Annotated in this window: 19 protein-coding genes; 8 read left to right on the forward strand and 11 right to left on the reverse strand. The window is 42.4% G+C overall.

The genetic code is table 11. The features are described from left to right. Positions 1–478 precede the first annotated feature (478 nt). The 4 genes from Q0541_RS17955 (at position 479) to Q0541_RS17970 (ending at position 5,780) form a co-directional block, all read left to right on the forward strand. Complete coding sequence (locus Q0541_RS17955) at positions 479–2,491, forward strand: type II/IV secretion system protein (RefSeq protein ID WP_298912890.1); 2,013 nt, start codon at positions 479–481, stop codon at positions 2,489–2,491. Between the two features lie 180 nt (positions 2,492–2,671). Beyond that, a complete protein-coding gene (locus tag Q0541_RS17960; RefSeq protein WP_298912892.1) occupies positions 2,672–3,796 on the forward strand; it encodes a type IV pilus twitching motility protein PilT in 1,125 nt (374 codons plus the stop codon). A gap of 75 nt (positions 3,797–3,871) precedes the next feature. After that, the gene (locus Q0541_RS17965; protein ID WP_298912894.1) at positions 3,872–5,098 is read left to right on the forward strand and encodes a type II secretion system F family protein; all 1,227 of its coding nucleotides are present in this window, start codon (positions 3,872–3,874) and stop codon (positions 5,096–5,098) included. Between the two features lie 121 nt (positions 5,099–5,219). After that, complete coding sequence (locus tag Q0541_RS17970) at positions 5,220–5,780, forward strand: hypothetical protein (protein WP_298912896.1); 561 nt, start codon at positions 5,220–5,222, stop codon at positions 5,778–5,780. A gap of 119 nt (positions 5,781–5,899) precedes the next feature. Here Q0541_RS17970 and Q0541_RS17975 read toward each other — a convergent pair whose 3' ends face one another. From Q0541_RS17975 to Q0541_RS17990, 4 genes are all read right to left on the reverse strand, one after another. Continuing rightward, positions 5,900–6,904, reverse strand: coding sequence for a saccharopine dehydrogenase-like oxidoreductase (locus Q0541_RS17975; protein WP_298912899.1), 1,005 nt, complete (start codon positions 6,902–6,904; stop codon positions 5,900–5,902). 73 nt (positions 6,905–6,977) lie between these two features. Then, positions 6,978–7,343, reverse strand: coding sequence for a DUF3368 domain-containing protein (locus tag Q0541_RS17980; protein WP_298912901.1), 366 nt, complete (start codon positions 7,341–7,343; stop codon positions 6,978–6,980). Continuing rightward, positions 7,340–7,585, reverse strand: coding sequence for a UPF0175 family protein (locus Q0541_RS17985; RefSeq protein WP_298912904.1), 246 nt, complete (start codon positions 7,583–7,585; stop codon positions 7,340–7,342). The genes Q0541_RS17980 and Q0541_RS17985 overlap by 4 nt, the downstream gene beginning before the upstream one ends. A gap of 403 nt (positions 7,586–7,988) precedes the next feature. Next, positions 7,989–9,899 carry a M12 family metallopeptidase gene (locus Q0541_RS17990; RefSeq protein WP_298912907.1) on the reverse strand — a complete coding sequence of 637 codons (1,911 nt, stop codon included), beginning with the start codon at positions 9,897–9,899 and terminating at the stop codon, positions 7,989–7,991. A 709-nt stretch (positions 9,900–10,608) separates the two neighbouring features. Between Q0541_RS17990 and Q0541_RS17995 the strand changes: the two genes are divergently transcribed. From Q0541_RS17995 to Q0541_RS18005, 3 genes are read left to right on the forward strand one after another with little or no spacing between them, the layout of a single operon-like run. Next, a complete protein-coding gene (locus tag Q0541_RS17995) occupies positions 10,609–10,818 on the forward strand; it encodes a DUF2997 domain-containing protein (RefSeq protein ID WP_179067273.1) in 210 nt (69 codons plus the stop codon). Between the two features lie 39 nt (positions 10,819–10,857). Continuing rightward, positions 10,858–11,244, forward strand: a complete 387-nt coding sequence (locus Q0541_RS18000; protein ID WP_012406942.1) for a DUF1257 domain-containing protein — start codon at positions 10,858–10,860, stop codon at positions 11,242–11,244. Then, positions 11,244–11,705, forward strand: a complete 462-nt coding sequence (locus tag Q0541_RS18005; protein ID WP_298912923.1) for a ferredoxin — start codon at positions 11,244–11,246, stop codon at positions 11,703–11,705. The genes Q0541_RS18000 and Q0541_RS18005 overlap by 1 nt, the downstream gene beginning before the upstream one ends. 191 nt (positions 11,706–11,896) lie before the next feature. Here Q0541_RS18005 and Q0541_RS18010 read toward each other — a convergent pair whose 3' ends face one another. From Q0541_RS18010 to Q0541_RS18020, 3 genes are all read right to left on the reverse strand, one after another. Next, positions 11,897–12,181 (reverse strand): YiaA/YiaB family inner membrane protein, encoded by a 285-nt coding sequence (locus Q0541_RS18010; protein ID WP_273766388.1) that lies wholly within the window; start codon positions 12,179–12,181, stop codon positions 11,897–11,899. Between the two features lie 703 nt (positions 12,182–12,884). Then, positions 12,885–14,498: a DUF4335 domain-containing protein gene (locus Q0541_RS18015; RefSeq protein ID WP_298912931.1), complete on the reverse strand. Its 1,614-nt coding sequence runs from the start codon at positions 14,496–14,498 to the stop codon at positions 12,885–12,887. A 249-nt stretch (positions 14,499–14,747) separates the two neighbouring features. Next, positions 14,748–15,353 (reverse strand): DUF3038 domain-containing protein, encoded by a 606-nt coding sequence (locus Q0541_RS18020; protein WP_273766392.1) that lies wholly within the window; start codon positions 15,351–15,353, stop codon positions 14,748–14,750. Between the two features lie 921 nt (positions 15,354–16,274). On the opposite strand from Q0541_RS18020, the gene Q0541_RS18025 reads away from it, so the two are divergent. After that, a complete protein-coding gene (locus tag Q0541_RS18025) occupies positions 16,275–17,252 on the forward strand; it encodes a molybdate ABC transporter substrate-binding protein (RefSeq protein ID WP_298912935.1) in 978 nt (325 codons plus the stop codon). Between the two features lie 19 nt (positions 17,253–17,271). On the opposite strand, the gene Q0541_RS18030 is transcribed toward Q0541_RS18025, so the two are convergent. From Q0541_RS18030 to Q0541_RS18045, 4 genes are all read right to left on the reverse strand, one after another. Further along, positions 17,272–17,922, reverse strand: a complete 651-nt coding sequence (locus Q0541_RS18030) for a Uma2 family endonuclease (protein WP_273766396.1) — start codon at positions 17,920–17,922, stop codon at positions 17,272–17,274. Between the two features lie 14 nt (positions 17,923–17,936). Next, positions 17,937–20,339, reverse strand: a complete 2,403-nt coding sequence (locus Q0541_RS18035; RefSeq protein WP_298912939.1) for an endonuclease MutS2 — start codon at positions 20,337–20,339, stop codon at positions 17,937–17,939. A 197-nt stretch (positions 20,340–20,536) separates the two neighbouring features. After that, positions 20,537–20,833 (reverse strand): DUF2288 domain-containing protein, encoded by a 297-nt coding sequence (locus Q0541_RS18040; protein WP_273766399.1) that lies wholly within the window; start codon positions 20,831–20,833, stop codon positions 20,537–20,539. Between the two features lie 139 nt (positions 20,834–20,972). Then, the gene (locus tag Q0541_RS18045; RefSeq protein WP_298912951.1) at positions 20,973–22,010 is read right to left on the reverse strand and encodes an AI-2E family transporter; all 1,038 of its coding nucleotides are present in this window, start codon (positions 22,008–22,010) and stop codon (positions 20,973–20,975) included. Positions 22,011–22,224 lie beyond the last annotated feature (214 nt).

Raw genomic sequence — 22,224 nt, forward strand, 5'->3', positions numbered from 1 at the left:
GTTGAGTGCGGAGTCATATATTTTGAGTCCTAGATTCTACCCTATAACTGAAGGTTTGTCGATTGAGCGAGTCAGGAGTTTCTATTTTCTCTACTATTACTTCTTTTTGACTCAGCACTTAACGAGAAATCTAAACAACCGAAACCGCAGATCAGAAGTTTGGTGACTACTAGAGCTTGGCTCAAATCCAGCTAAGTAAGTTAGTGTAAAAAATTAAATGCTTGTAGTAAGCCTTTTAGCGTTGAAGCGCTTACTACAAGCAAATTACAGAGCTTTATTTTTCTTTATATAGTTTGCTTTATTTAAGCCAACTTACTTACCATCTCAATTAACAAAACTTGGGGCAAAATCCCTTGTTAAGCCCCTTGTGAAAGGTAGGCAAACTTTTGCCTGCACTAGGATTTTTTGGTAAATGAGAATTCTGTCTCACAGTAGGGGAATACTTTAAGCAGAGGTTTTCCAAATCAATTGCTCATTTATGACTTACTTGTCACCACAACGGCGCAGTACCGCTCTAACTACCAGAACAGAGTTTTCGCCTTTCGGCAACAAGCTAGTGCAATCTGGCTATGCCAATACCGAACAGATGAGGCAGGCACTAATTGAAAGCCGCAAATCTGGCAGACCCTTAACGGAAGTACTAGAGTCAATCACTGGGCAACAACTATCGCCTGAGTTGCTCAGGCAATATAAAAAACAGCAGCTATTTGAACTTAAAATACTATATGGTGTTGAATTCCTCGATCCGGAAGTCAACCAGCTTGGCAACACGATGATCGGCAACCTGATTGAAACCCTCATTCCAGTAGATATCTGTCGTCGCCATCGTTTAGTACCACTGTCGAAACACGAAGACCAAACCCCGCCCTCAGTTTTAGTGGCGATGGTCGCTCCAGATAATCTAGAGGCTTCCGATGACCTGAACCGCATCTTGCGCCCCCAAGGCTTGGCATTGCAGCGGATGGTGATTACACAGGAAGACTATCAGCAGCTAATCAACCAATACTTGGATGAAATGGCTGTTCGGCAAAAGCACCTGGAACAAGCAAAGTTTACAGATATTAATCAGGATTTAGAAAACCTCGGAAATCTCGATCTTCAGGATGCTCCTGAAGAAATGGAGGCTGATCTAGGAGCAGCGATGAAGGGTGCAGAGGATGCCCCAGTCATCAACCTAGTCAACAGAATCCTGGCTAAAGCTTTGCACGAGAAGGTTTCTGATATTCACATCGAACCGCAAGAAGAAAACTTACGCATTCGCTTTCGGAAAGATGGGGTACTGGGTGAAGCTTTCCCCCCCCTACCGAAAAAAATTATCCCGGCGCTGACAGCCCGATTTAAAATCATCTCCAATCTAGACATTGCTGAACGGCGTATACCCCAAGACGGACGTATCCGGCGGATGTTTGAGGGACGTAAAGTAGACTTTCGCGTGAGTACCTTACCCAGTCGTTACGGGGAAAAGGTGGTGCTGCGGATTTTGGATAACTCCTCCACCCAACTAGGATTGAATAAGTTAATTACTGATCCAGAGACTTTACAAATTGTCCAGGATATGGTGAGCCGTCCCTTTGGTCTGATTTTGGTGACTGGGCCAACTGGTTCTGGGAAAACAACCTCGCTGTATTCTGCACTCTCAGAAAAGAATGATCCCGGTATTAATATCAGTACAGTGGAAGACCCAATTGAGTACAGCCTTCCAGGAATTACTCAAGTACAGGTGATTCGGGAAAAAGGGCTGGATTTTGCTACCGCTCTGCGGGCTTTCTTGCGGCAAGATCCAGATGTGCTGCTAGTGGGTGAAACGCGGGATAAAGAAACGGCAAAAACAGCAATTGAGGCTGCCTTGACGGGTCACTTGGTATTAACTACCTTACATACCAATGATGCCCCAGGAGCGATCGCTCGTTTGGGAGAAATGGGTATTGAGCCTTTCATGGTTTCTAGTTCGCTGATTGGCGTTTTAGCTCAACGTTTGGTGCGGCGTGTATGTTCTGAATGTCGCATTCCCTACACTCCTACGATCAAAGAACTGGCTCGCTATGGTCTATCAGCTTCCTCAGATGTCGGAGTCACCTTCTACAAAGCTAACAGTTTGACATTAGAAGCGATCGCAGAAGCCAAAGCCAAAAATCAACTTTGCCCAGCGTGTAATGGTGTCGGCTACAAAGGGCGTTGTGGTGTTTATGAAGTCATGCGAGTTACCGAAAACCTGCAAACTCTCATCAACGAAGATGCACCCACAGAACGGATTAAGGAAGTGGCAATAGAAGAGGGCATGAAAACCTTGTTGGCTTACAGTTTGGACTTAGTGCGCCAAGGTGCTACCACCCTAGAAGAAGTAGAACGAGTGACGTTTACTGATACTGGTTTGGAAGCCGAATTAAAAGCTAAACGCAAGACTGGTCTTACCTGCCGGACTTGCGATGCCACATTGAAACCAGAATGGCTGGATTGTCCCTACTGTATGACATCTCGTTTTCAAGACTAATCATTGGTCAAGGGGAGCCAGCGCGGTCTTCTCACATTGCCAGAGCCTAGCGCCTGCTTTCTTGATGCCCGTTCGCCGTAAGGCGTCCCGTTAGGGAAGGGCTGTAGGGAGAAGCATCTGGCGTTCAAGAGTTATTACTTTGGACTATAAACTAAACAAACATCAAAAGGAAGCAGAACTATGGAAATGATGATTGAAGACCTGATGGAGCAGTTGATTGAAATGGGTGGCTCAGATTTGCATTTATCCGCAGGTTTGCCTCCCTACTTCCGCATCAGTGGCAAACTCACTCCCATCGGTGAGCATGTATTAACAGCTGATCAATGTCAAAGGCTGATTTTTAGTATGCTCAACAACACCCAACGTAAAACCTTGGAGCAGACCTGGGAGTTGGATTGTTCCTATGGTGTTAAGGGTTTAGCTCGCTTCCGGGTCAATGTCTATAAAGAACGTGGTGCTTATGCTGCTTGCTTACGGGCATTAAGTTCTAAAATTCCTAACTTTGAAAAATTAGGTCTGCCAGATATTGTGCGGGAAATGTGTGATAAGCCCAGAGGACTAATTCTAGTGACAGGCCCTACAGGTTCTGGCAAGACAACTACCCTAGCGGCAATGATCGATTTGATTAACCGCACCAAGGCGGAGCATATTTTAACGGTGGAAGACCCAATTGAATTTGTCTACGAACCAATTAAAAGCTTGGTTCACCAGCGACAACTGAGTGAAGATACTAAGAGCTTTGCTAATGCTTTGAAAGCAGCCCTGCGGGAAGATCCAGATATTATTCTGGTGGGAGAAATGCGCGATTTGGAAACGATTTCTTTGGCGATTTCGGCAGCAGAAACAGGACACTTAGTATTTGGCACGCTACACACCAGTTCCGCTGCACAGACAGTTGACCGGATTATCGACGTTTTCCCCCATGAAAGACAAACTCAAGTGCGGGTGCAATTGTCTAACTCGTTGGTGGGGGTATTTAGCCAAACCTTGGTGTCCAAGAAAAACCCTAAACCCGGTGAGTATGGTCGGGTGATGGCTCAAGAAATTCTGATTGTCACTCCCGCTATTTCCAACTTGATTCGAGAAGGCAAAACATCTCAAATTTACTCAGCTATTCAAACTGGCGGCAAATTGGGGATGCAAACTCTGGAGAAGGTTCTAGCCGATTTTTATAAAGCAGGAACGATCTCCTTTGAAGCCGCGATGTCTAAGACTTCTAAGCCAGATGAAATCCAACGTCTCATCGGTACTGCTACACCGCAGGCAGCAGGTGCAAAACCCGGTGCGGCTGCCAGAGCGCATTAAAGGAACTGGGGTTAGGGGAGATGAAAGGGATGAAAAACCCTTAACTATTTTGAATTTTGAATTTTGAATTTATTTATGCCAAACTACGTTGCCCGTGTTCGGGATTCTCAAGGAAAATCCCGAACAGAAAAAATTGTTGCCGAATCCTTGGTACAAGCTCGTACTAGTCTTAGAGAACAAGGTTTTGTAGTCCAAGAACTCAAACAATCTCAAGGATTTCAGCTAAATTTTGACTTAAAAAAATTCCAGACTTCCTTAGTTAAGGTTTCTGTGAAAGACAAAGCCGTTTTTTCCCGTCAATTTGCCGTTTTGATGAATGCGGGAGTTGCGATCGTTAGAAGTCTGGGGGTACTTTCTGAACAGTGTAGTAACCCTAAACTAAAACAAGCTCTTGTGGAGATTAGCATTGATGTTCAAAGTGGAATGAATCTTTCAGAGTCAATGCGGAAGCATCCTGACTGCTTTGATGGATTATATGTGAGTATGATTCAAGCTGGCGAAGTTGGTGGTGTTTTAGACGAAGTATTGAATCGTTTAGCCAAGTTGTTAGAAGATGTTGCCCGCTTACAAAACCAAATTAAATCAGCATTATCTTATCCAACAGTCGTGGGTTTTATCGCAGTTGCTATTTTTCTCGGCATGACAATTTTTCTTATTCCCATTTTTGCCACGATTTTTGAACAAATTGGAATTACATTACCACCTCTAACGCAATTCTTGATGGATGCTAGTAAATTTTTGAGAAGTCCGAAGGCTGTCATCCTTCTCTTTATTATTGTAGGACTGAAAATTGCCTATTCACAATTCGGTAAAACTCCTGGTGGTCGCCTAACAATTGATCGTCTTTCCCTAAAGGTGCCCTTATTTGGCGACTTAATTCAAAAATCTTCGGTCGCCCGCTTTAGCAGAACTTTTGGTTCTTTGACTCGTTCAGGTGTGCCAATTTTAACTTGCTTAGAAATTGTCCGAGATACATCAGGAAACCAAGTGATTGCCAATGCCATAGATGCAGCCCGCCTTGAGATTCAACAAGGAGGTATGATTAGCATTGCTTTACAAGAAAATGATGGCGTTTTTCCAGCTATGGCAATTCAGATGATTAGTATCGGAGAAGAAACTGGAGAATTAGATGCAATGTTGATGAAAGTTGCCGATTTCTATGAAGATGAAGTTGAGCAAGCAGTAAAAGCAATGACCAGTATTTTGGAACCAGTGATGATTGTAGTTTTAGGGGGAATGGTTGGAACCATTTTACTAGCAATGTATCTGCCTATGTTTAAGGTATTTGAAACGTTGGGATAGAGGATTAAAAGTTAGGAGTTAAGAGTTAGGAGTTTAAACTCTTTATTTTTTATCCTCATTCTTAACTCTTAACTACTTAATTTTATTTCTAACTCCTCACTCCTAACTAATTTAATCAACTATGACTGTACAAAAATCTCACTACGAAGCAAGTTTGGCAGAATACAGCAATCATCTAGCTGCGATCGCTTTACTAAAGCAATATCGGCCATACTTAGAGATGATTCCCAGTCTGCGCCGTCCAGACGAAAGTGTCATTACTATCCCCTTACCAATTGTCCGTCTTCGCAACACTCCTACAACGCCCCCACAAACGATTTGCTTACCCTGTGATGTGGCAATTTTGATGTGTGATCCAGAGTGGAAAATCAAAACAGGAGCAGAAATTTTAGTTTTTATTCATCGTGCTCACGAAGACTTTTCTGATTTGTTAGGACGTTGGCGACAAACCCAAGTTTGGTTGGACAATGATTATGAGTGGCTAATGCCTCTCCGTCACAGTCATATTTTGAGTGAGGGAGCTAATAGCATATATCCTCTATTTGTGGTTTTTAGTGATACTTTAGAACGCATCCAACGAGGACTCGTAGGAGCTGAACTTCCATTTATTATGCAAACGCCAGATTTGCTGCTTGAAGATAATTTCACAGATATTTTCTCTCCACAAATTCCACCAGCTTGAAAAAAGTTAGGAGTTAAAAGTGAGGAGTTAAGAGTTTAAAATTGCAAATTCTGAATAAAGCTAGAGATTTTTAAGTCTCAAGTTTAGGTTTTTAACTCCTAACTCCTAACTCCTAACTATTACCTAACAAATTGGGGCATAATTTCGGCAGCAGTGAATATTCCATAGATGCCGCGTTGGTGCAATTGCTTACCAGCTTTGAGATAGCCAAAAGCAGGGCCGCAGACATTAGCTGCCATACTGGTTTCATCTCCCAGAGTAAAGGTATGGGTAGAAATCTTCCCTTCAAAGGTGCGTCCTGTTACCTTAACGTTGGTGCTGAGAGGCTTTTTGGGATTGCGAGTATCGACTACACCACCAACAGTAACGCGATCGCGCCCCACTATTCCCGCTACCTCTAGCATCACATCATCAGCGTGTTCCATATTCGTCAAAGTAAGCACGCCATTAGTTTTATCTAATAATGCTTCTACTTCGGCATCAGTCATCGCCTTAGCAGTCTCTACTGTGTAACCAGGCATATGGCCAATATCTTCCCGAACGGTGGCGCGGTAAGCTTCCCAGTTGGCAATTCCCACCCCAAAGGTAATTTCGACTTGATGAATTTCGGCGTAGCTTTGAGCGGCTAAAGCGGCGGCGGCGGTTAACAGTCCGGGCGTAGCACCACAGCCTGTCATGTACGTAATTCCGGCTGCTTGCAGTTCTTCTTTCATTGCTAGTAGTTGTTCCACAGCAGTGGTGCGCTTAATCGCATCCACTAATACCCCACGCCAGCCAGATTTGATAAACTGCTTGGCTACAGTCGGAATAAAGTCATTTGGCAAGTTGGGTAAAGCCAGAAAATACCCATCCACAGATTGAGCTATTTCAATTACATCCTGAATACTTTGATTTGTTAACGTACCAACTGGTTCTAAATGACCTACCGAATCTTGGGACTGGTAGGTGGCGATGCATTCTTGAGTATTTAAACCATCAGCAGCGTAAGCGTAGCCTTTATGATCTGCTGCTGCGACTAAAATCATTTCCTGTTTAGCAGCAAGTACCTTGGCGGCGGCTTGTCCGAGTCCGCCGAAACCTAGTACTCCTATGCGTATCGCTGGCGAAATATTTGCTGTACTCATAGTCAATTACTTAAGTTGAATCACAATCCTTCAAACTTTACCATCTCAGCTTGTGGCTGATGGCTGACAGCTTTTAGCTATAAAGGTTAATTATGCCTGTGTAACTAAGATTTAGCCTAGCCGCAACCATGCGACCACGACGTTCATCAATCAAAACTTGATCTGCTTTCATTTCCACTGCTAGAGCTATCGCTTCAGCTTCACCAATATCCAGTTCATTGCTGAGTGCTTCAACCAGTATACGATCTTGAACTGGACAAGTTTGAATCCAGATAAAAGTTTGTACTTCAGTTGCACCTGCAACTGGAAAGTTGAGATCAGTCAGTTCTCGGTAGACAACTTCAGGAATTAGGACTGTTCCGTAAAGCTGTTGTAATAAATGAAGGTGGTTAATGGCAGCGAGGTTATGGATGGGCGAAGTATCACTGACAATGATCACAGTCTACCCATCGCCCGCAAATTATTTATATCTTGTTCAAAATCCTCCACACCGTAATGCACTGAAATTTGACGACTTGCGAGTAGATGTTGAAATGCTATACGATTCATGCCTGCAAACCGACTGGCTTGAGCAAGTGTTAACTTTTCTTTTTGAAAGAGCATCACCGCAATTTCCTGCTTCATTTCGCCTTCAGTCATCCGAGTTGCGGTTAGTATTTCATTAGGAATGACGACGTTCATAATTACAATTCTCTCCATCACTACTATTCTAAGCAGCTTTTTGCAGCTATGCAGGTTAATACATCGTTGGAGCAAACGGACTAGATATAGGACGAAAAGCGATCGCCTATTGTAGTGCCTAGAGTGATGGTTTAATAAATATGGAATAAAGTGCCATATCTACAGCGATGATCTGCCTACGCTTACAGTAGTAGTAATTCCGAATTAGGATCATAGCGAAATATTGACAAAAAAATGTCTAGAGTTGTTATGGTACCAACATCGCGTATTGTTCATAGTGACCCCGATATATAGGAATCCTACTTGAATCTTGCTCAGTATACTGAGAAGTCAAGCTTTGTATGTTAAGCTCTAGGCAGCTTGATTGTTCAAAAATCAAATAGGATTCCTATACTTAGTGGTCCTAAATCCTAAAAGGTGAATTCCAATTTCCATTTTGAGCCTTCCATAAAAGATTCAAGAAACCATCTTTATCTGAGAAGAAAACTTCTAATTGCGAATTCAGAGGTTGATATGCAGCAGTAATACTACTTCCAGGCTGGGCAAAGTTAGCAGGAGTAAGTAGCACAGGTGAATTCCAAACGCTATTATTTGCTTTCCAGAATAAGTTTACAGAACCATAGTTATCAACTAAGAAGACTTCTAGTTGATTGTTTTGTGGGTAAAAAACAGAAGCAATATTAGAACCCAAAGGAGCGAAACCTGCTCCAGTGAGCTTTACAGGAGCGTTCCAGGAACCATTTTGTGCCTTCCAGATCAAGTTAAAGGCTCCACTTCCGTCAATGAAAAAGGCTTCTAGCTGATTATTGGGAGGATAATACACTGCACTGATAGGAGTGCCTGGAGTTGCAGTATTCGCAGGGGTAAGAGGAACGGGAGCATTCCAACTACCATTATTTGCTTTCCAAGTCAAGTAAACAGCCCCATCATTCCCAATAAAGAGGACTTCTAGCTGGTTATTAAGAGGATAAAAAACAGAAGTAATGCCAGCACCTGTTGGAGCGAAGTAATTACCCGTTAATTTGACTGGAGAGAACCATCCAGTCCCTTTTGCCTTCCACATTACATTGAGAGCACCTTCAATATCAATGAAGAAAACTTCTAGCTGTTCATTTTCTGGATAATATACAGCACTGAGATTTCCCCCAGCTTTAACTTTATTTGGTTCTGTTAGTCTAGCAGGACTATTCCATACACCATTATTCGCTTTCCAAGAAACGTAAACAGCACCGTCATTACCCACAAAAAAGTTTTCAAGTTGATTACCTGGAGGATAATTCGCTGAAGCAATCTTGGCATCCTTCGGAAGTAAGTTATTTGGCGTGATAGCAACAGGCCCCTTCCAAACACTATTGTTAATCTTCCAAAGAACAGACAGCGCACCCTCTTGATTAACAAAGAAATTCTCAAGTTGCTGGCTGTCGCTGTATTGATAGTAAGTCAGCGTAGGTGAAGTGCCTTGAACAGATTGAGTTCCTTTACCGTAGAGAACGTTGACTCCGATTTGGTCAGCAGCGCTCAGTTGACCATTTCCGTTCCAGTTAGGATTACAGTAGTTCATAACTGAAGTCAGATCGTATGGAGTTATGTTCCAATCTCCCGTATCACCTTGGGGTTCTTGATCGCAGGGAATACGATCCTCTCTATTGTGTTCATGCGCCATACCTAACGCATGTCCAAATTCATGCACAGCGATCGCCTTAATACAATATTCTTGTTCTGTAGCCGATGCAATCCTGCCTGAATTATTGAATCCTTCTGGCTGATCGCCACCATTCTGGCAGCTAGTGCTCCAACTTCCGAAGGTGAAATTCAATACCATTCCATTCGATTTACCATCAAGCTGATTCCCTAGCCCTTGGGTATGAGGTTGTTCATCTCCAACTTGAATCCGAATGCCGCGATTGCCAGACTGGCACTGTCCCCAACCAGTAAACCTAACAGCAGAAGCAGTTTCCCAAGTAGTTGAAACCGCATCACGAACCCAACCTTTTTCAGTAGCATCTCCTGGATTTTCCCAACATACAGGGATGTTTGGCGAAGACCAGAGAGTTCCCCCGACAACACTCAACGGCTGCTGAGTCGTTCCAATATTTTCGGCTTGATAATTACTACTACCAGTTATCATAGTATTTTTAATTAGATTTGGCGACGATAACTTCGTATTAATTAGATTTGGCGACGATAACTTAATTACATTTGGCGAGAATGTTTGAGCGTGGGCGGGATTAATGGTGTTAATTAAGGCTGCGGAAATACTCAATTTTAAAAGAAATAATAATTGCCCTTTAAAGTTGGATGTTTGGATTTTCACAATCGTTTCTTCGGCTTATTAACGCCCTTTTTACTTATTCACAATGGATACAATCCTTATCTACATACTTATGTTACAGATTTGGTTTTACATAAGTAAATTCTCTAGTAAAATAATATAAAAGGTAACAAGACTTCGCAAATTTACAAGTATTGGCATAGAGCAAACCTAGATAATACACAATACGGTTGAGTTAAAGTTAGTAATTAACATTCTTTAATAGGAAGCGGGAGCAACGCGAAAATGTGAGGTGCTAAAACCAAGAACGGAACTAGCTTTTCTTGGTTTTGCAGAAACGACGTTGCAGGCGTTCAAGCGACTTTTCGGAATGGGCTTTCTGCTTTAATAGCTAGCTGTAAATCTGAATGGTAATGATAAAGTTTTTCAATAAAATTTATATTTTTGTAAATTGTCTTGCTGGCTATATTACCTCTAATGCTTATATTTAGGACTTTTGCAGCTTACTTAGCGAGCTTCAGTTATCACCTTGACTAATCGATGAGGTTAAGAGAAACTAACTAAATACTGATGTGACCGCTTATAAAATTAATAATTTTTGTAAAGATTATGAGATATATGTGTTGTAATATGGAACATTATTTAGCAAATGGCAAGTTTGTATCTAAGTAAAAATGTTCCTACGGCTATATTTGTAGCCTTCTGCTAAGGCAGTACAATTTAAACGTACTTATCGTGGTTGGCCAAGAGCATGGAGACATTAGAGTTCATAATCTATCCAGACGGTCGGGTACAAGAGAAAGTCACTGGCATTGTGGGTGCTTCTTGCGCTGAAGTTACAGCAGCAATAGAGGCACAGCTAGGGCAAGTACTTAATCATGAGCCAACCTCAGAATATTTCGCCGCTAAGGTGCAGCAATCTAATCTGGCGAATACACACACCACTTACAGCGATTGGTAAGTTCTCACAGTAGTTTAATGTTATTAATTTACAACCACCATGTCACACTTTAGCCAAATTAAGACTCAAATCCGTAACCTTGATTCTTTGAAAGATGCTTTGACTGAATTGGGCGTAGACTGGAAACCCGGTCCACGCGAAGTCCGTGGCTATCGCGGTCAAACCCATCCTGCCGAAGTTAGTATTGAGCAGGAAAATGGCTATGACATCGGCTTTAGATGGAATGGCAAGGAATATGAACTGGTGGCTGACTTGCAATATTGGCAGCAAGACCTATCTGTGGACGGATTTTTGCGCCAGGTAACGCAGCGCTATGCTTATCAAACAGTTGTGAAAGAAACCGCTCGTGTTGGTTTTCAAGTCTCTGAACAACAAAAAAATGAAGATGGTTCAATTCGCCTGGTAGTACAGCGCTGGAGTGCGTAATGGCTGATTTTCTGCCGTCGCCGGAAGAACAAGTTGATAACCGTTCCGGTTTGGAACCAGAATTAGGGGGTTTTTTACGGGATGCCCCAGAACGTTCTGGTTTGGAACCGGAATTAGGCGGTGTACTGCGCCAAAATGGTGTTTATGTTGACGAAATCACCTGTATTGGTTGCAAGCATTGCGCTCATGTTGCGCGTAACACCTTTTACATTGAACCAGATTACGGGCGATCGCGCGTGGTTCGGCAAGATGGGGACAATGAGGAAATTATCCAAGAAGCAATTGACACTTGTCCGGTTGATTGCATTCACTGGGTTGATTACACTGAACTGAAAAAGTTAGAAGACGAGCGCAAATATCAGGTAATTCCTCTAGTGGGTTATCCGGTAGAACATGCGGTTGCTGCTAGCGAACGTCGGCGTAAAAAGCAAAAGTTAAAGACCAAAAAATCCCGTTATTAATATAAAAACATTAAATCAATATAATAAAGGACTGGAATATCCAGTCCTTTTGTTTTTCGCCATATAGTTAATTTTTGATGTTTATATTACATCAAATGCCAAAAGGTAGTATTGTTTGATATTCGTGAAATAGCTTTTTGGTAATTGGCAATCCAAAATTAAAAAAAAATCCTAAATTGGTATGACTGCCTTCATTTAAAATTTAAAGGATCGTGTTGTGAAAGCAATTTTTCTACTTTCGCCTCATCTAACCTAGCGGTTAATCTTCTAGTTTCATGCAAGTCTCTAGTAGTTTTCGCCAAAGTGAAAGTTGAGCCAAGAGAAAAAGCTAAACCCATGCCCATAAAGCCTTTCACCCAGCTATCCACAGGCAAGTTTATAATACCGAAGGTGGTCATAGAAATAGAAAGTATAAAAGCTGCCCAAGTTTGAATAATCCAAGCTGCACTATCTTTTTGAGTACCAACTGTTTGCATATTTCCTACCTTTTATCTAGGTGATTTATACCAATTCGGAATGACGCTTTTGCGTTCGTGGACTCGCTACCCCTACGCTAACGGAATTCGGAATTAAGAGGCGTCAGATTTAATCTGGGTTTCCAGACTTGTATCTGTAGTTTGATTTTGGAGAATTGGTGTTAACAGTAATTGTATTAATTGGTAGGTTTACTGGTATCAATAGTAAGACCAGTTTGGTAACTGGACTCCAAAAGGTAAGCTCAAGAGCAATTGGAGTAAATAGAAACTGGCACAAGGTTTGTACCAGTTTTACAAGTGGCATTAAACTGAAATCTTTTAGCATTCTGGGTAAGCCAACTAGCCCGCTTCGGATTCCACACGTCCCGCAATATTTTTGTGAAAGGCTAATAGCCCAAGTCCACTTAAGTGGACTAAAACCGTTTACTGGTCGTCTTTAGACGACTTTAGCTATTAGCCTAGTAATTCATTACTAGTACACCACGGCGTAAATAGAGCAACCATTTAAAATCCCTAAAAAGCCCATTCCATAATACTTTTGACTTTTACAACTCTTGGAGAGGCTGGCGCTTAGGGCGTAGCTATGCCGCAGGCTTTAGGGCTACGCTCAGTGCAAGTGACTTTTGACTTTTGATTTTTGCCTTGCGGTACTAGGCGGTTGTTAGGACTAGTGTAATATCTCAGATGAAACAGATTAGTTTACTTATTGATCTGCAAAAGTCTGTACCTTGCCATCAGGACTGAGAACAACTCGAATTCTGAGATTTTGTCCGCGTGGATTGGCGGAAACAAAAGGTTTACCAACTTCAGGCATCCCAGCGTTATCAACGAATTCTCTTGCTGCCTTATTGAGGGGAAAAATTCGTTCCACCGTGCCGTCAACACTGACTATCAAACTGTACTCTAATGTTTGTCCTAGTCCAGTGGGTGGTTGCCAACGCTTTCTTAAATATTCTCTAGCTTCTGCTACTTGAGGTGTATCAAATAAGGTGCCAGTAGCCACTTGTGTGGATGTAGGGGGTTTGCGTCCGTCCCCTAATTGATCGATAAAGGGATTATTCTGGGCAGTTCTAGAGGAGGGAAGTTGTGAAGCAGGTTTTTTTCCAGGAGAAGGTTGTTGTAGGGAATTGATTGTTTCGTCTAGTTGTTGTGAGTTTAGTGAGGAGGGTTGGGTAGAGGTATTGCCACGATTATTATTGGGTATGATGTCAAGAGACGGGGGGGGAACTGGTGAGATATTAGTTGGTAAGCTGCCTGCGTTAGAAGATAGTCTAGGTGGCAAATTGCGCAGCTGAGGGAGAACACCAGCTTGGGGACTTGACCCTGTAGGGTTCTGTCCAAGATTTGGTAATATGGCAATTTCCTGGCCTGGGATTTTGCTGGATGGTGCGATCGCTCGATTGGTAGGAAGGGTTGAAGTCTTGCTCTGAGGTCTAGTCAGTGCATTATTTGGAAATAGAGATAAAGGTGGCGGTGTAGAGAAACTGGAACTAGGGGCTGTTAGAGGTGCTTGGGGCAAACTAGATGTAGGAAGTGGAGGGGTGGAACCCAGCAAATTATCTGATGGAGTGGTAAGTCCGGGTTGAGGCGTAGGGAAGTTTAGTGAGGATGAAGGTTCTAAAGCAGTCTTTACCGCTGCTGAATCTGCTGTTTTGACTGGCTGCTGTTGCTTTTCCCTTATGTTGTTAGCATATTGCCAAGTAACTGGTAAAAAACCTACACCTAATACTAATACTGCGGCAACAGGTGCCCAAGTAGGGAACCTCAGAGTCGAAGTGGTGTTGACAGTTGGAAGTGCCATAACATCAGTCAAGTATTCATCTAAAGCACTTGCTAAATCGAATAGTTGCAGCAGAGTGAGTTGAATTACCGGACCAGATGAATGGTTGGCGAGAGAACCGAGAAATAAGTTGTGAGTTAAATAGCTGCTTGGTTCTAAGTGGATATTTGCCCCTGGAATCTGGGTACTAAAGGAATTTAATGTTTTTGTTGAGGACTTTAATTCCGGCTCACCCAATGCTGTGCTTGACTCCTGGGTACTGGAGAAACTGACCCAAAAGCTTTCTGGAGACTGTTGGAGGAATTGCTGTACATAGGTTGTGACTGCATCACATAAGGCTTCGAGTTGATCGCGATCGCCCCGAATTGGAACTCTGTTTTCTTCTGGTAATCGGGGATCATCAAAACGTAGCTCAAAGCTTAGGTGCTTGAGGACAGTTTTCCCCATCCAACGGGACAGAGGTGAGCTTTGCGCGAATACTTCTAGCGTGCAAGTAGGAGGTGTGTAGCGACGAATGACAGAATTTGATAGAGGCATAGCAGGAACTGCGAGGAAGACTATTTGGGATTTTGCAAAAAGTTGAGCCAGTTGCTTGCAAAGAAAAGTTGAAACAGCGGATTCCTCCACTCAGAACTTTGTCAGGTTTTTTGCATTATGCAAACTGGGGTGCAAGGAGGAAGCAGTGCTGATAGTGGCTCGCCCAAGAACTAACGACCATCAAAAGGGAATTCTTATCTTGCAAACTTTCATGAGCGAATTTTGGTTGAGGAATTTCAAATCTAAAATTTAAAATTTTGTAGAACGGTCTATAAGTGCTAGCCAGAGACGGCGATGCCCACCAGAAGCACTGTAAAAAAGTAAATCTACAAGCAGTTTTAGTGCCAGGTTAGTAAGTAAATCCGTTGAGATTTGCTCGTCCTCTTCCATCCGCTCTTGGTAGGTATTGCAAAAAGCATCAATATAATCTCCAAGTAAAGCAGCCTGGTGAGGTTCCCGGTTATTTTCTGCCATTTGTTCCAACAAACCGACAGCGCGGCGAATCAATTCCTGGTGCTGTTTGGCTAAATAGCAGATGATCAGAACAAGCGATCGCGCTTCTTCTACATCTAGCTTTTTTCGCCCTCCTTGACCTTTGCGTAGAGGATTTGATTGGCGCAGTCGCCATAAAGCTACGCGGTCTGGCACTCTTGACTCTAAATTCAGATCAGTTGCCGCCGAAAGCATAGCCTCTGAACCAATGCCAGTTAAGGTTTCTAGCGCCAACAGCACCAAGTCTAATTGGGTTTTGATATTGTCCCATTGAACTGTGTTTGGGGCTGGAAGCTTGATTAAATCCTCCCACTGGGAATTTGGAGTGGCTGAGTTGGCGGCCGAGTGCATAACTTTTAGCATAAGTGATCAAGCTGATAGGGGATGTTGCTGTTACCCATTTTGAAACCAGACTCTTAAGCATCAAGCTTGGTTTCCCATAGCTCTGAGCCAGAGGCTTCAGGTAGCTTTTTCTATGTGGTAAACAACAGGTATCTTTGTCCTACTCTAGATGAAAATTTATTTTTGACAAAGTAGAAAATTATCAATTCTAGTTAAGGTTTACCCGATTTTCGCTACTAGCTCCGTACAAGAGTATAAATAAACAATATTAAGAATTCTAACCGCGAATTATCGCTAAGTAATTATCTAGAATACCTCCTAATTTATTTGCGATTTTAAATTTTGAAATTTCTTGATGTTTATTACTTGGTTTTCATGTATACATAATTACTATACAAATCTTTTGCTGTTTGCTAAAGGTGTTTCTTGCTGCTTTCTACGCATTCCACCCCAGTTTCGCTTGTGTGCAGCCTGTTAGGGACTGACAAAAAATAAATTATCCAAAATTATTTGTACATTTATAGGGGTGCAAGGACTTGCACCTGTGTCAACTTAAGGTAAAACCCGCTTTGTGAAAATGTTTTGCCCTCATCCCCTAACCCCTGCTCCCAAAATTGGGAGAAGGGGAAATTAATTAAAGGCTCCCCTCTCCCCAAATTGGGAGAGGGGTTGGGGGTGAGGGCGTGAGAGAGGATCGAGGTTTCAGGTTTTCAATGCCTAAATCCTGAATTTGATAAAGTCAGCGTTTGAAGATATTGGCCAATTGATTTTGTCCAACTTAGTTGGTACTATAGCTCTAACCCTAAATCATGCACATATCAGAACTCATTTATAAACTTGATGAGCAGAGGTAATAGTTTAGACATTTACCAAAACCCATGCTTAAGTATGAGTTACAGATAATTCACTGAGTAATAATAGCAACGCAATAATATAACAAATATGAAAAAGCATTTTTTTGCCTTTTCACTGATAGCTTGTGCTGTCGGTGTGACTCTGCCAACTCAAGCATTCGCGGTTAAGCTATACGCTGCTGGTAGTTTGCGAGATAGCCTCACAGAAGTAGCTGAATCTTTTAACGAGAAATATGGGATTCCAGTAGAAACGAGATTTGGCCCGTCTGGTTTAACACGAGAATTTATAGAACAAGAATTCTCCAAAACTGGAAAATCCGCAGATGTTTTTGCTAGTGCAGATATTGATAACCCTCAGACATTGTTTAAAGAAGGTTTAAGTGAACCTGTAGTGAACTTTACTAGCAACCGCATGACTGCTGTTGTTAGATCAGGACTTGGTATTACATCAGATAATTTGTTAGACTTTTTGCTAAAACCCGAAATAAAGTTGGGAACTTCGACGCCTGTGGCAGATCCATCTGGTACCTATGCATGGCAAATATTTGACAAGGCTAATCAGATTACACCTGGTAGCTCTCAAATTCTGAAGGATAAAGCTTTGCAGTTAGTAGGTGGTAATCCTAATGCTCCTATAGTTCCTAATGGCAAAAATAATTTAGTCTATTTTCTAGAAGAAACAAAACAAGCAGATATCTTTTTAGCTTATTACACCAGTGGGAAGACTGCCCAAGCAACAAAAGGTGGTGACAATCTGCAAATAGTAGAGTTACCCGAATATTTAGCAACAAAAGCTGATTATGGATTGACTACACTGAAAAACGCCGATCCTGATGGGGAAAAATTAGCTGAATATATCCTGTCACAAGAAGGGCAACAAATTTTGACAAAGTATGGATTTAGCGCCCCCTCTACTTCTGTTCCCGAACATCAGGGTGCGGGTGGAATTTTACTGGCTGTAGGTGTAGCTTTTATCCTGAATAAAAAACAAGTATTGCTCAAAAAGCAATTAATCAAAATTGTTAACGGAGATGCAGAACAAGGGCGTCACAACCTTTTTGAGTAGCCATTTATGACAATTTCAACTAAATCGGGCTACTAATTTTCTGTCTTATCCACGCACGAAATGCTTTCATTGTCGCATTTCTGCCATTGCTTTTACTCTGCATCAAATATTCGGGAATCGCTTGGAAAATTGGGATATTGGGAAAAATAGAACTGGTATTTGATTCTATATATTTACCATCGAACAGCACGTTGATTTCTAACTTACTTCCATTCCATCGCCACAGTTCCGGTACTCTTAAAGCTTGATAATTATTAAAACGAGTCCGGGAGGTAATATCAATTTCAATAGCCAAATCTGGAGGCGGGTCGGTTTCTAAATTGATTCTATCTTTGCCCCTAATTCTAGCTTCATTTTGGATATAGAAACAATCATCGGGTTCTACCCCAGCATTCATACTTTCCTTATCAAAAGTCGTAGAACCCAAACTCCAAAATTCCAGATCAAGTTCTTCTAATAAAACTTTTACCAAGTCGCCAATAATAACTTTAGCTACTTCATGCTCTGGTAATGGAGCCATTATTTCCAACACCCCTTGACTGTAACCTATGCGAGAACTACGATTGTCTCCCAATTCCGCTAAAATACGTTTGTATGCCGACCAGGAGACATCTTTAATCAACAACTGATGACCGGCTTTAACAATTAGTTGATTGAGTTCAAGTAACATAGCATTCCTGCTCTTTATTTGATGTGAGCTACGGTAACACCAGTGCCACCATCTGCTTGTTCTGCTGGTTCGTAGTTGTTCACTCTGGAATGCTGTTGCAAAAAGGCGTGAACTCCTTGTCGCAGTTTCCCAGTGCCGTACCCGTGAATAATCCAGACTGGGCCTGTAGCTTCCGAGATGGCTTTATCTAAAATGTATTCGGCATCAGCCACCCGTTTACCACGCAAATCTATGGTATTTTGGGAAGTCCGAACTGGAACACTTTGCGGTGGTGGCGTTACTACTGCTGGGGCTGGTTTGGGTTTGACGATTGGTTCTGCTTTTTGACCATCTAAAGATTCTACGTCTTGCAACTTCACAGTCATCTTCATTAGCCCAAACCGAACGCTTAACTCCCCATCTTCATTAGGACCGGTTATCACTTCTGCTGTCTGTCCGAGTTTTGGAACACGGACGCGATCGCCTACCTTAGGCATAAACCCAGCTTTTGGTTTTGCTGGCGTTGCTGGCTGATAAAGCTGGCCAATTTGATTCAAAGCATTGGTGGCTTGTTGGGCTTCTTGGGCTGTGGGCGTACCTTTCTGTAAGCGGCGAATCACTTGAGCAATTTCACCTTTTGCCTGAGCGATCGCTTGTTTTACTGCTATTTCCTGTGAAGCCCGCAAACTGCTTTCCCTTTCCTCCAAACTTGCGGCTTTTGCGGATACTTCTTTGTATAAACGTTCTGCTTGCTGCAACAAACTTTGGGCTTCCGCAGCTTTGGTTTCCTGACGGCGGCGTTGCGCTTCTAACCCAGCAATCACCTGGTTAACTTCATCTGTGGCCTCTCCCACTTGAGTTTTCGCCTCTTCTACCACTTCTGGCTTCAATCCCAAACGTAGGGCAATTGTTAAGGCATTAGAACGTCCGGGTATGCCCCACAGCAGACGGTAAGTAGGCGACAGAGTGCTTTCGTCAAATTCTACAGAGGCATTTTCAAACCGATCGTCTTCGTATTTCAGGGCTTTTAGTTCGCCGAAGTGAGTGGTGGCGATCGTTAGCTGGGAATGGTTGGCTAGATATTGCAACAAGGCGATCGCTAAAGCACTACCTTCAACTGGATCGGTTCCTGCGCCGACTTCATCGAGTAAAACGAGTGCTGAGTTAGAAGTAGGAACTTCTCCCTCTGCTTCCCCACTCCCCAATGCTTCTAAAATCCGACTAATCCGGCGAATGTGTCCAGAGAATGTGGATAAACTTTGCTGTAAGGATTGTTCATCCCCGATATCTGCCAGCACCTGATCAAACCAAGGTATTTCCACTGGTTCGCGGGCGGGGACAAATAAACCCACTTTGGCCATTAATGCTGCTAATCCCAAAGTTTTTAAGGTTACAGTTTTACCGCCAGTATTTGGCCCGGTAATCGTAACTACCCGAATTTGCGGACTAATCAACAAGTCTACAGGAACTACTGGTTGCCCTTGTTCGTGCTGTTGTTGCCACACTAACAGAGGATGCCGTAAATTCCGTAAGGTAATGATTTCACTGTCTTCCCGCTGGATAAATCGCGGGGGATTCGCTCCTAGCCAGAAACTATACCGTGATCTAGCGGTGGCCAAATCCAAGGTGGTAGCGATCGCTAACAACCTCTCCAAATCTGGTTTGACTGCGGCTACTTGTTCGCTCAAAACACGGCGAACCGCTTCTTCTTCGGCTTGCTCTCTCCTGATGATCTGCCGCAGTTGGTTGCCCAGAGGCACGATAGAATTTGGTTCCACATAGAGCGTGGCACCACTGGTAGAGGTATCGTGGACAATACCGGGGATGGCATCTTTTTGAGGTGCTTTTACCGGGATGACAAAGCGATCGCTTCGTTGCGTAATTAGCTGTTCTTGAACGGCTCCAGATTTTGCTTGTAAGATATTTTGCAGCTTTTGAGTAATTTGGCTGCGTAATCGCCGCAAGTCTGTGCGAATTTCTCCCAGTTTTTGACTAGCGCGGTCAGTTACCTGGGCCCGTTCATCAATACAACGGTGAATTTCCTGTTCTAGTTCTGGATAAGTCCGCAAATCGGCAACTAACTCAGTCAGTATCGGCAAATCTTCCTGATTGTCAATGACACGGCGTAAATTTCTGACACCAGCGAGGGTGGTGGCGATCGCTAACAGTTCATCCCCTGTCAAAATTCCGCTGCGTTCTGCCCGTTCTAGGGAATCGCCAATATCTTGAATTCCCTCAAATGACAGTCCCGTGGTGAGGCGAGTTTCCAGTTGATAAATTTCTTTGGTTTGCTCTAACAACTGTTCGCTTTGGGACTGAGAATCAGGTATTTTCAGATGACGCGCAGCTGTCGCCCCCAGCTTAGTTGCCGCAAAGGTGGCAAGGTGCTGGCAGAGGCGATGCCATTCTAATAATTCTAAGGTTTCAGATTGGATCAAGGTTTCAACATCTAATCTGAAATTATCGTAACAATTCTAGCTCCTAGATGGATGAATCTTAAAGGAGAAAATTTTGCTTTAGTCAAATTAGCTAGCTAGTGCCTGGTAATAACCAAGTAATAACTGACACATCAAGCTATCTTTCCTGAGAAACTACCCCAACACTAACTCTTATCGAAGACAACACAGGAACTAATTTAAGCAGAGACTATTTCCTTCACCAAAACGTAAGGCTGAACAATGAGGGTATTAAATCGCTTACTGCGATCGCCATTCCATTCTCCTACTTGTACTGTCGTGGGTTTGGTAATTAATTGCTGATCAATCCACTGTTCCACTGATGGAATGTTATCACTAGCGATCGCTACTCCAACATCCAGCAAGTTTAAATCAGGTGCCACTAAAATTACTGCATCTCGTTGTACATGAGGAATTAGCCACTCCCACTCTGCTTCATCCAAAATTTCTGTTAATTCTGCTCTTAAATCCGACATCATTCCTCAATTTGTATTAGCTAATCGACTATTTTACATTAATTACTACTTCCAACTTCAAACTCCTGTACAGACGCGATTAATCGCGTCTCCAAATTCCTGTACAGACGCGATTAATCGCGTCTCTCCAAATTCCTAACTAAACTTCTGATTTCATTTCATCAATTTCAAATAAAGATACAATTACTCCAGCGATCGGAATAGATATAAAAACACCTAATAATCCTGCTACTCTAGCGCCTACTAGCAAAGCAAAAAACACCACTACAGGATTAAGATTCAGCGCATTTTGCATAATTCGAGGCGCAATCAAGTTGTCTTGTATTTGCTGAAGAACAATACAAGCTATCAAGACTTTCAATGCTAACCAAACACCTTGAGACAAGACAAATAGAGTTACTGTGCTTACTGCTAATGTTGCTCCTATACCAGGAATGATATCAACAATTCCGATGATCACTGACAATATCAAAGCAAAAGGTACTTTTAATATTAAAAAAACTAGAAAAGTCGTAGTTGTGAGAAATGCACTTAATAACAACTGACCTCTAAAGAATCCCATAAATGAGCGTTTGATTATATTTGTAAATCTATTGCGGCGCTGTTTTGGTACTATTTTTATGATAAAATTCCATAGCTTGTCTCCATCTAGTAACATAAAAAAAGCCACAACAGCAATCAATATAAAAGTCAGAAAATTCGTCATAAATCCTTGTAAAACAGCCAAGCTAGTAACCAGACTAGATACAGCTTGGTTTCGTAATTGTTCTTGAATAAAACTTAAATCAATCTGCAAATTCCGGTTTTGCAAAAATCCTTCTAGTCGCTCTAATACAGGTATTAAAGAATTTACAAAGCCAGTTATACTGTCAATTAATTGTTGTCCTTGAGATAAAACCGTTAAGCTCACGGTAATTATCAGACTGCCAATAATTACAATACTGAGCAAGAAAACGACACCAACAGCTACACCGTGGGGCAAAAAACGCCGCAGCCATTGAACAGGATAGCTGAGTAAAAAAGCCAAAATTGCGGCAAATGTAAAAATAACAATGACCGCTTCAAAGTAGGCTAAAAGCTGTACAACTGCCCAGCCAGAAGCAACTAAAAGCAAAAAGCGGACTAACGCCAGATTATTTAATCGCTCCCAAAAATTTTTGGCTTCAAAGCCGCTCATATGCTGTTTAGGGTGAAATTGATGGTAGATTTGCCTAGCAACTGCATTTAAGCACAAAGTCTGACTTCATTGCTAGAGCGCGTTGACCTTAAACATACAGAGACTAAGGGGCGTAGTTTACCGCCGTAGGCATCGCTACCTCCCTAAAGCATATAAACTGCGTCCACCTTGAAAACTGTAGTTCTTTCCGTATGAAAAGAAAAAACCCTCATAC

The organism is uncultured Nostoc sp., assembly GCF_937863485.1.
GTDB lineage: Bacteria > Cyanobacteriota > Cyanobacteriia > Cyanobacteriales > Nostocaceae > Nostoc.

Coding starts and splice junctions, on each gene's coding strand:
- Q0541_RS17955 (WP_298912890.1), top strand. CDS start 479: ATGACTTACTTGTCACCACAACGGCGCAGTACCGCTCTAACTACCAGA.
- Q0541_RS17960 (WP_298912892.1), top strand. CDS start 2,672: ATGGAAATGATGATTGAAGACCTGATGGAGCAGTTGATTGAAATGGGT.
- Q0541_RS17965 (WP_298912894.1), top strand. CDS start 3,872: ATGCCAAACTACGTTGCCCGTGTTCGGGATTCTCAAGGAAAATCCCGA.
- Q0541_RS17970 (WP_298912896.1), top strand. CDS start 5,220: ATGACTGTACAAAAATCTCACTACGAAGCAAGTTTGGCAGAATACAGC.
- Q0541_RS17975 (WP_298912899.1), bottom strand. CDS start 6,904: ATGAGTACAGCAAATATTTCGCCAGCGATACGCATAGGAGTACTAGGT.
- Q0541_RS17985 (WP_298912904.1), bottom strand. CDS start 7,585: ATGAACGTCGTCATTCCTAATGAAATACTAACCGCAACTCGGATGACT.
- Q0541_RS17995 (WP_179067273.1), top strand. CDS start 10,609: ATGGAGACATTAGAGTTCATAATCTATCCAGACGGTCGGGTACAAGAG.
- Q0541_RS18000 (WP_012406942.1), top strand. CDS start 10,858: ATGTCACACTTTAGCCAAATTAAGACTCAAATCCGTAACCTTGATTCT.
- Q0541_RS18005 (WP_298912923.1), top strand. CDS start 11,244: ATGGCTGATTTTCTGCCGTCGCCGGAAGAACAAGTTGATAACCGTTCC.
- Q0541_RS18010 (WP_273766388.1), bottom strand. CDS start 12,181: ATGCAAACAGTTGGTACTCAAAAAGATAGTGCAGCTTGGATTATTCAA.
- Q0541_RS18015 (WP_298912931.1), bottom strand. CDS start 14,498: ATGCCTCTATCAAATTCTGTCATTCGTCGCTACACACCTCCTACTTGC.
- Q0541_RS18020 (WP_273766392.1), bottom strand. CDS start 15,353: ATGCTAAAAGTTATGCACTCGGCCGCCAACTCAGCCACTCCAAATTCC.
- Q0541_RS18025 (WP_298912935.1), top strand. CDS start 16,275: ATGAAAAAGCATTTTTTTGCCTTTTCACTGATAGCTTGTGCTGTCGGT.
- Q0541_RS18030 (WP_273766396.1), bottom strand. CDS start 17,922: ATGTTACTTGAACTCAATCAACTAATTGTTAAAGCCGGTCATCAGTTG.
- Q0541_RS18040 (WP_273766399.1), bottom strand. CDS start 20,833: ATGTCGGATTTAAGAGCAGAATTAACAGAAATTTTGGATGAAGCAGAG.
- Q0541_RS18045 (WP_298912951.1), bottom strand. CDS start 22,010: ATGAGCGGCTTTGAAGCCAAAAATTTTTGGGAGCGATTAAATAATCTG.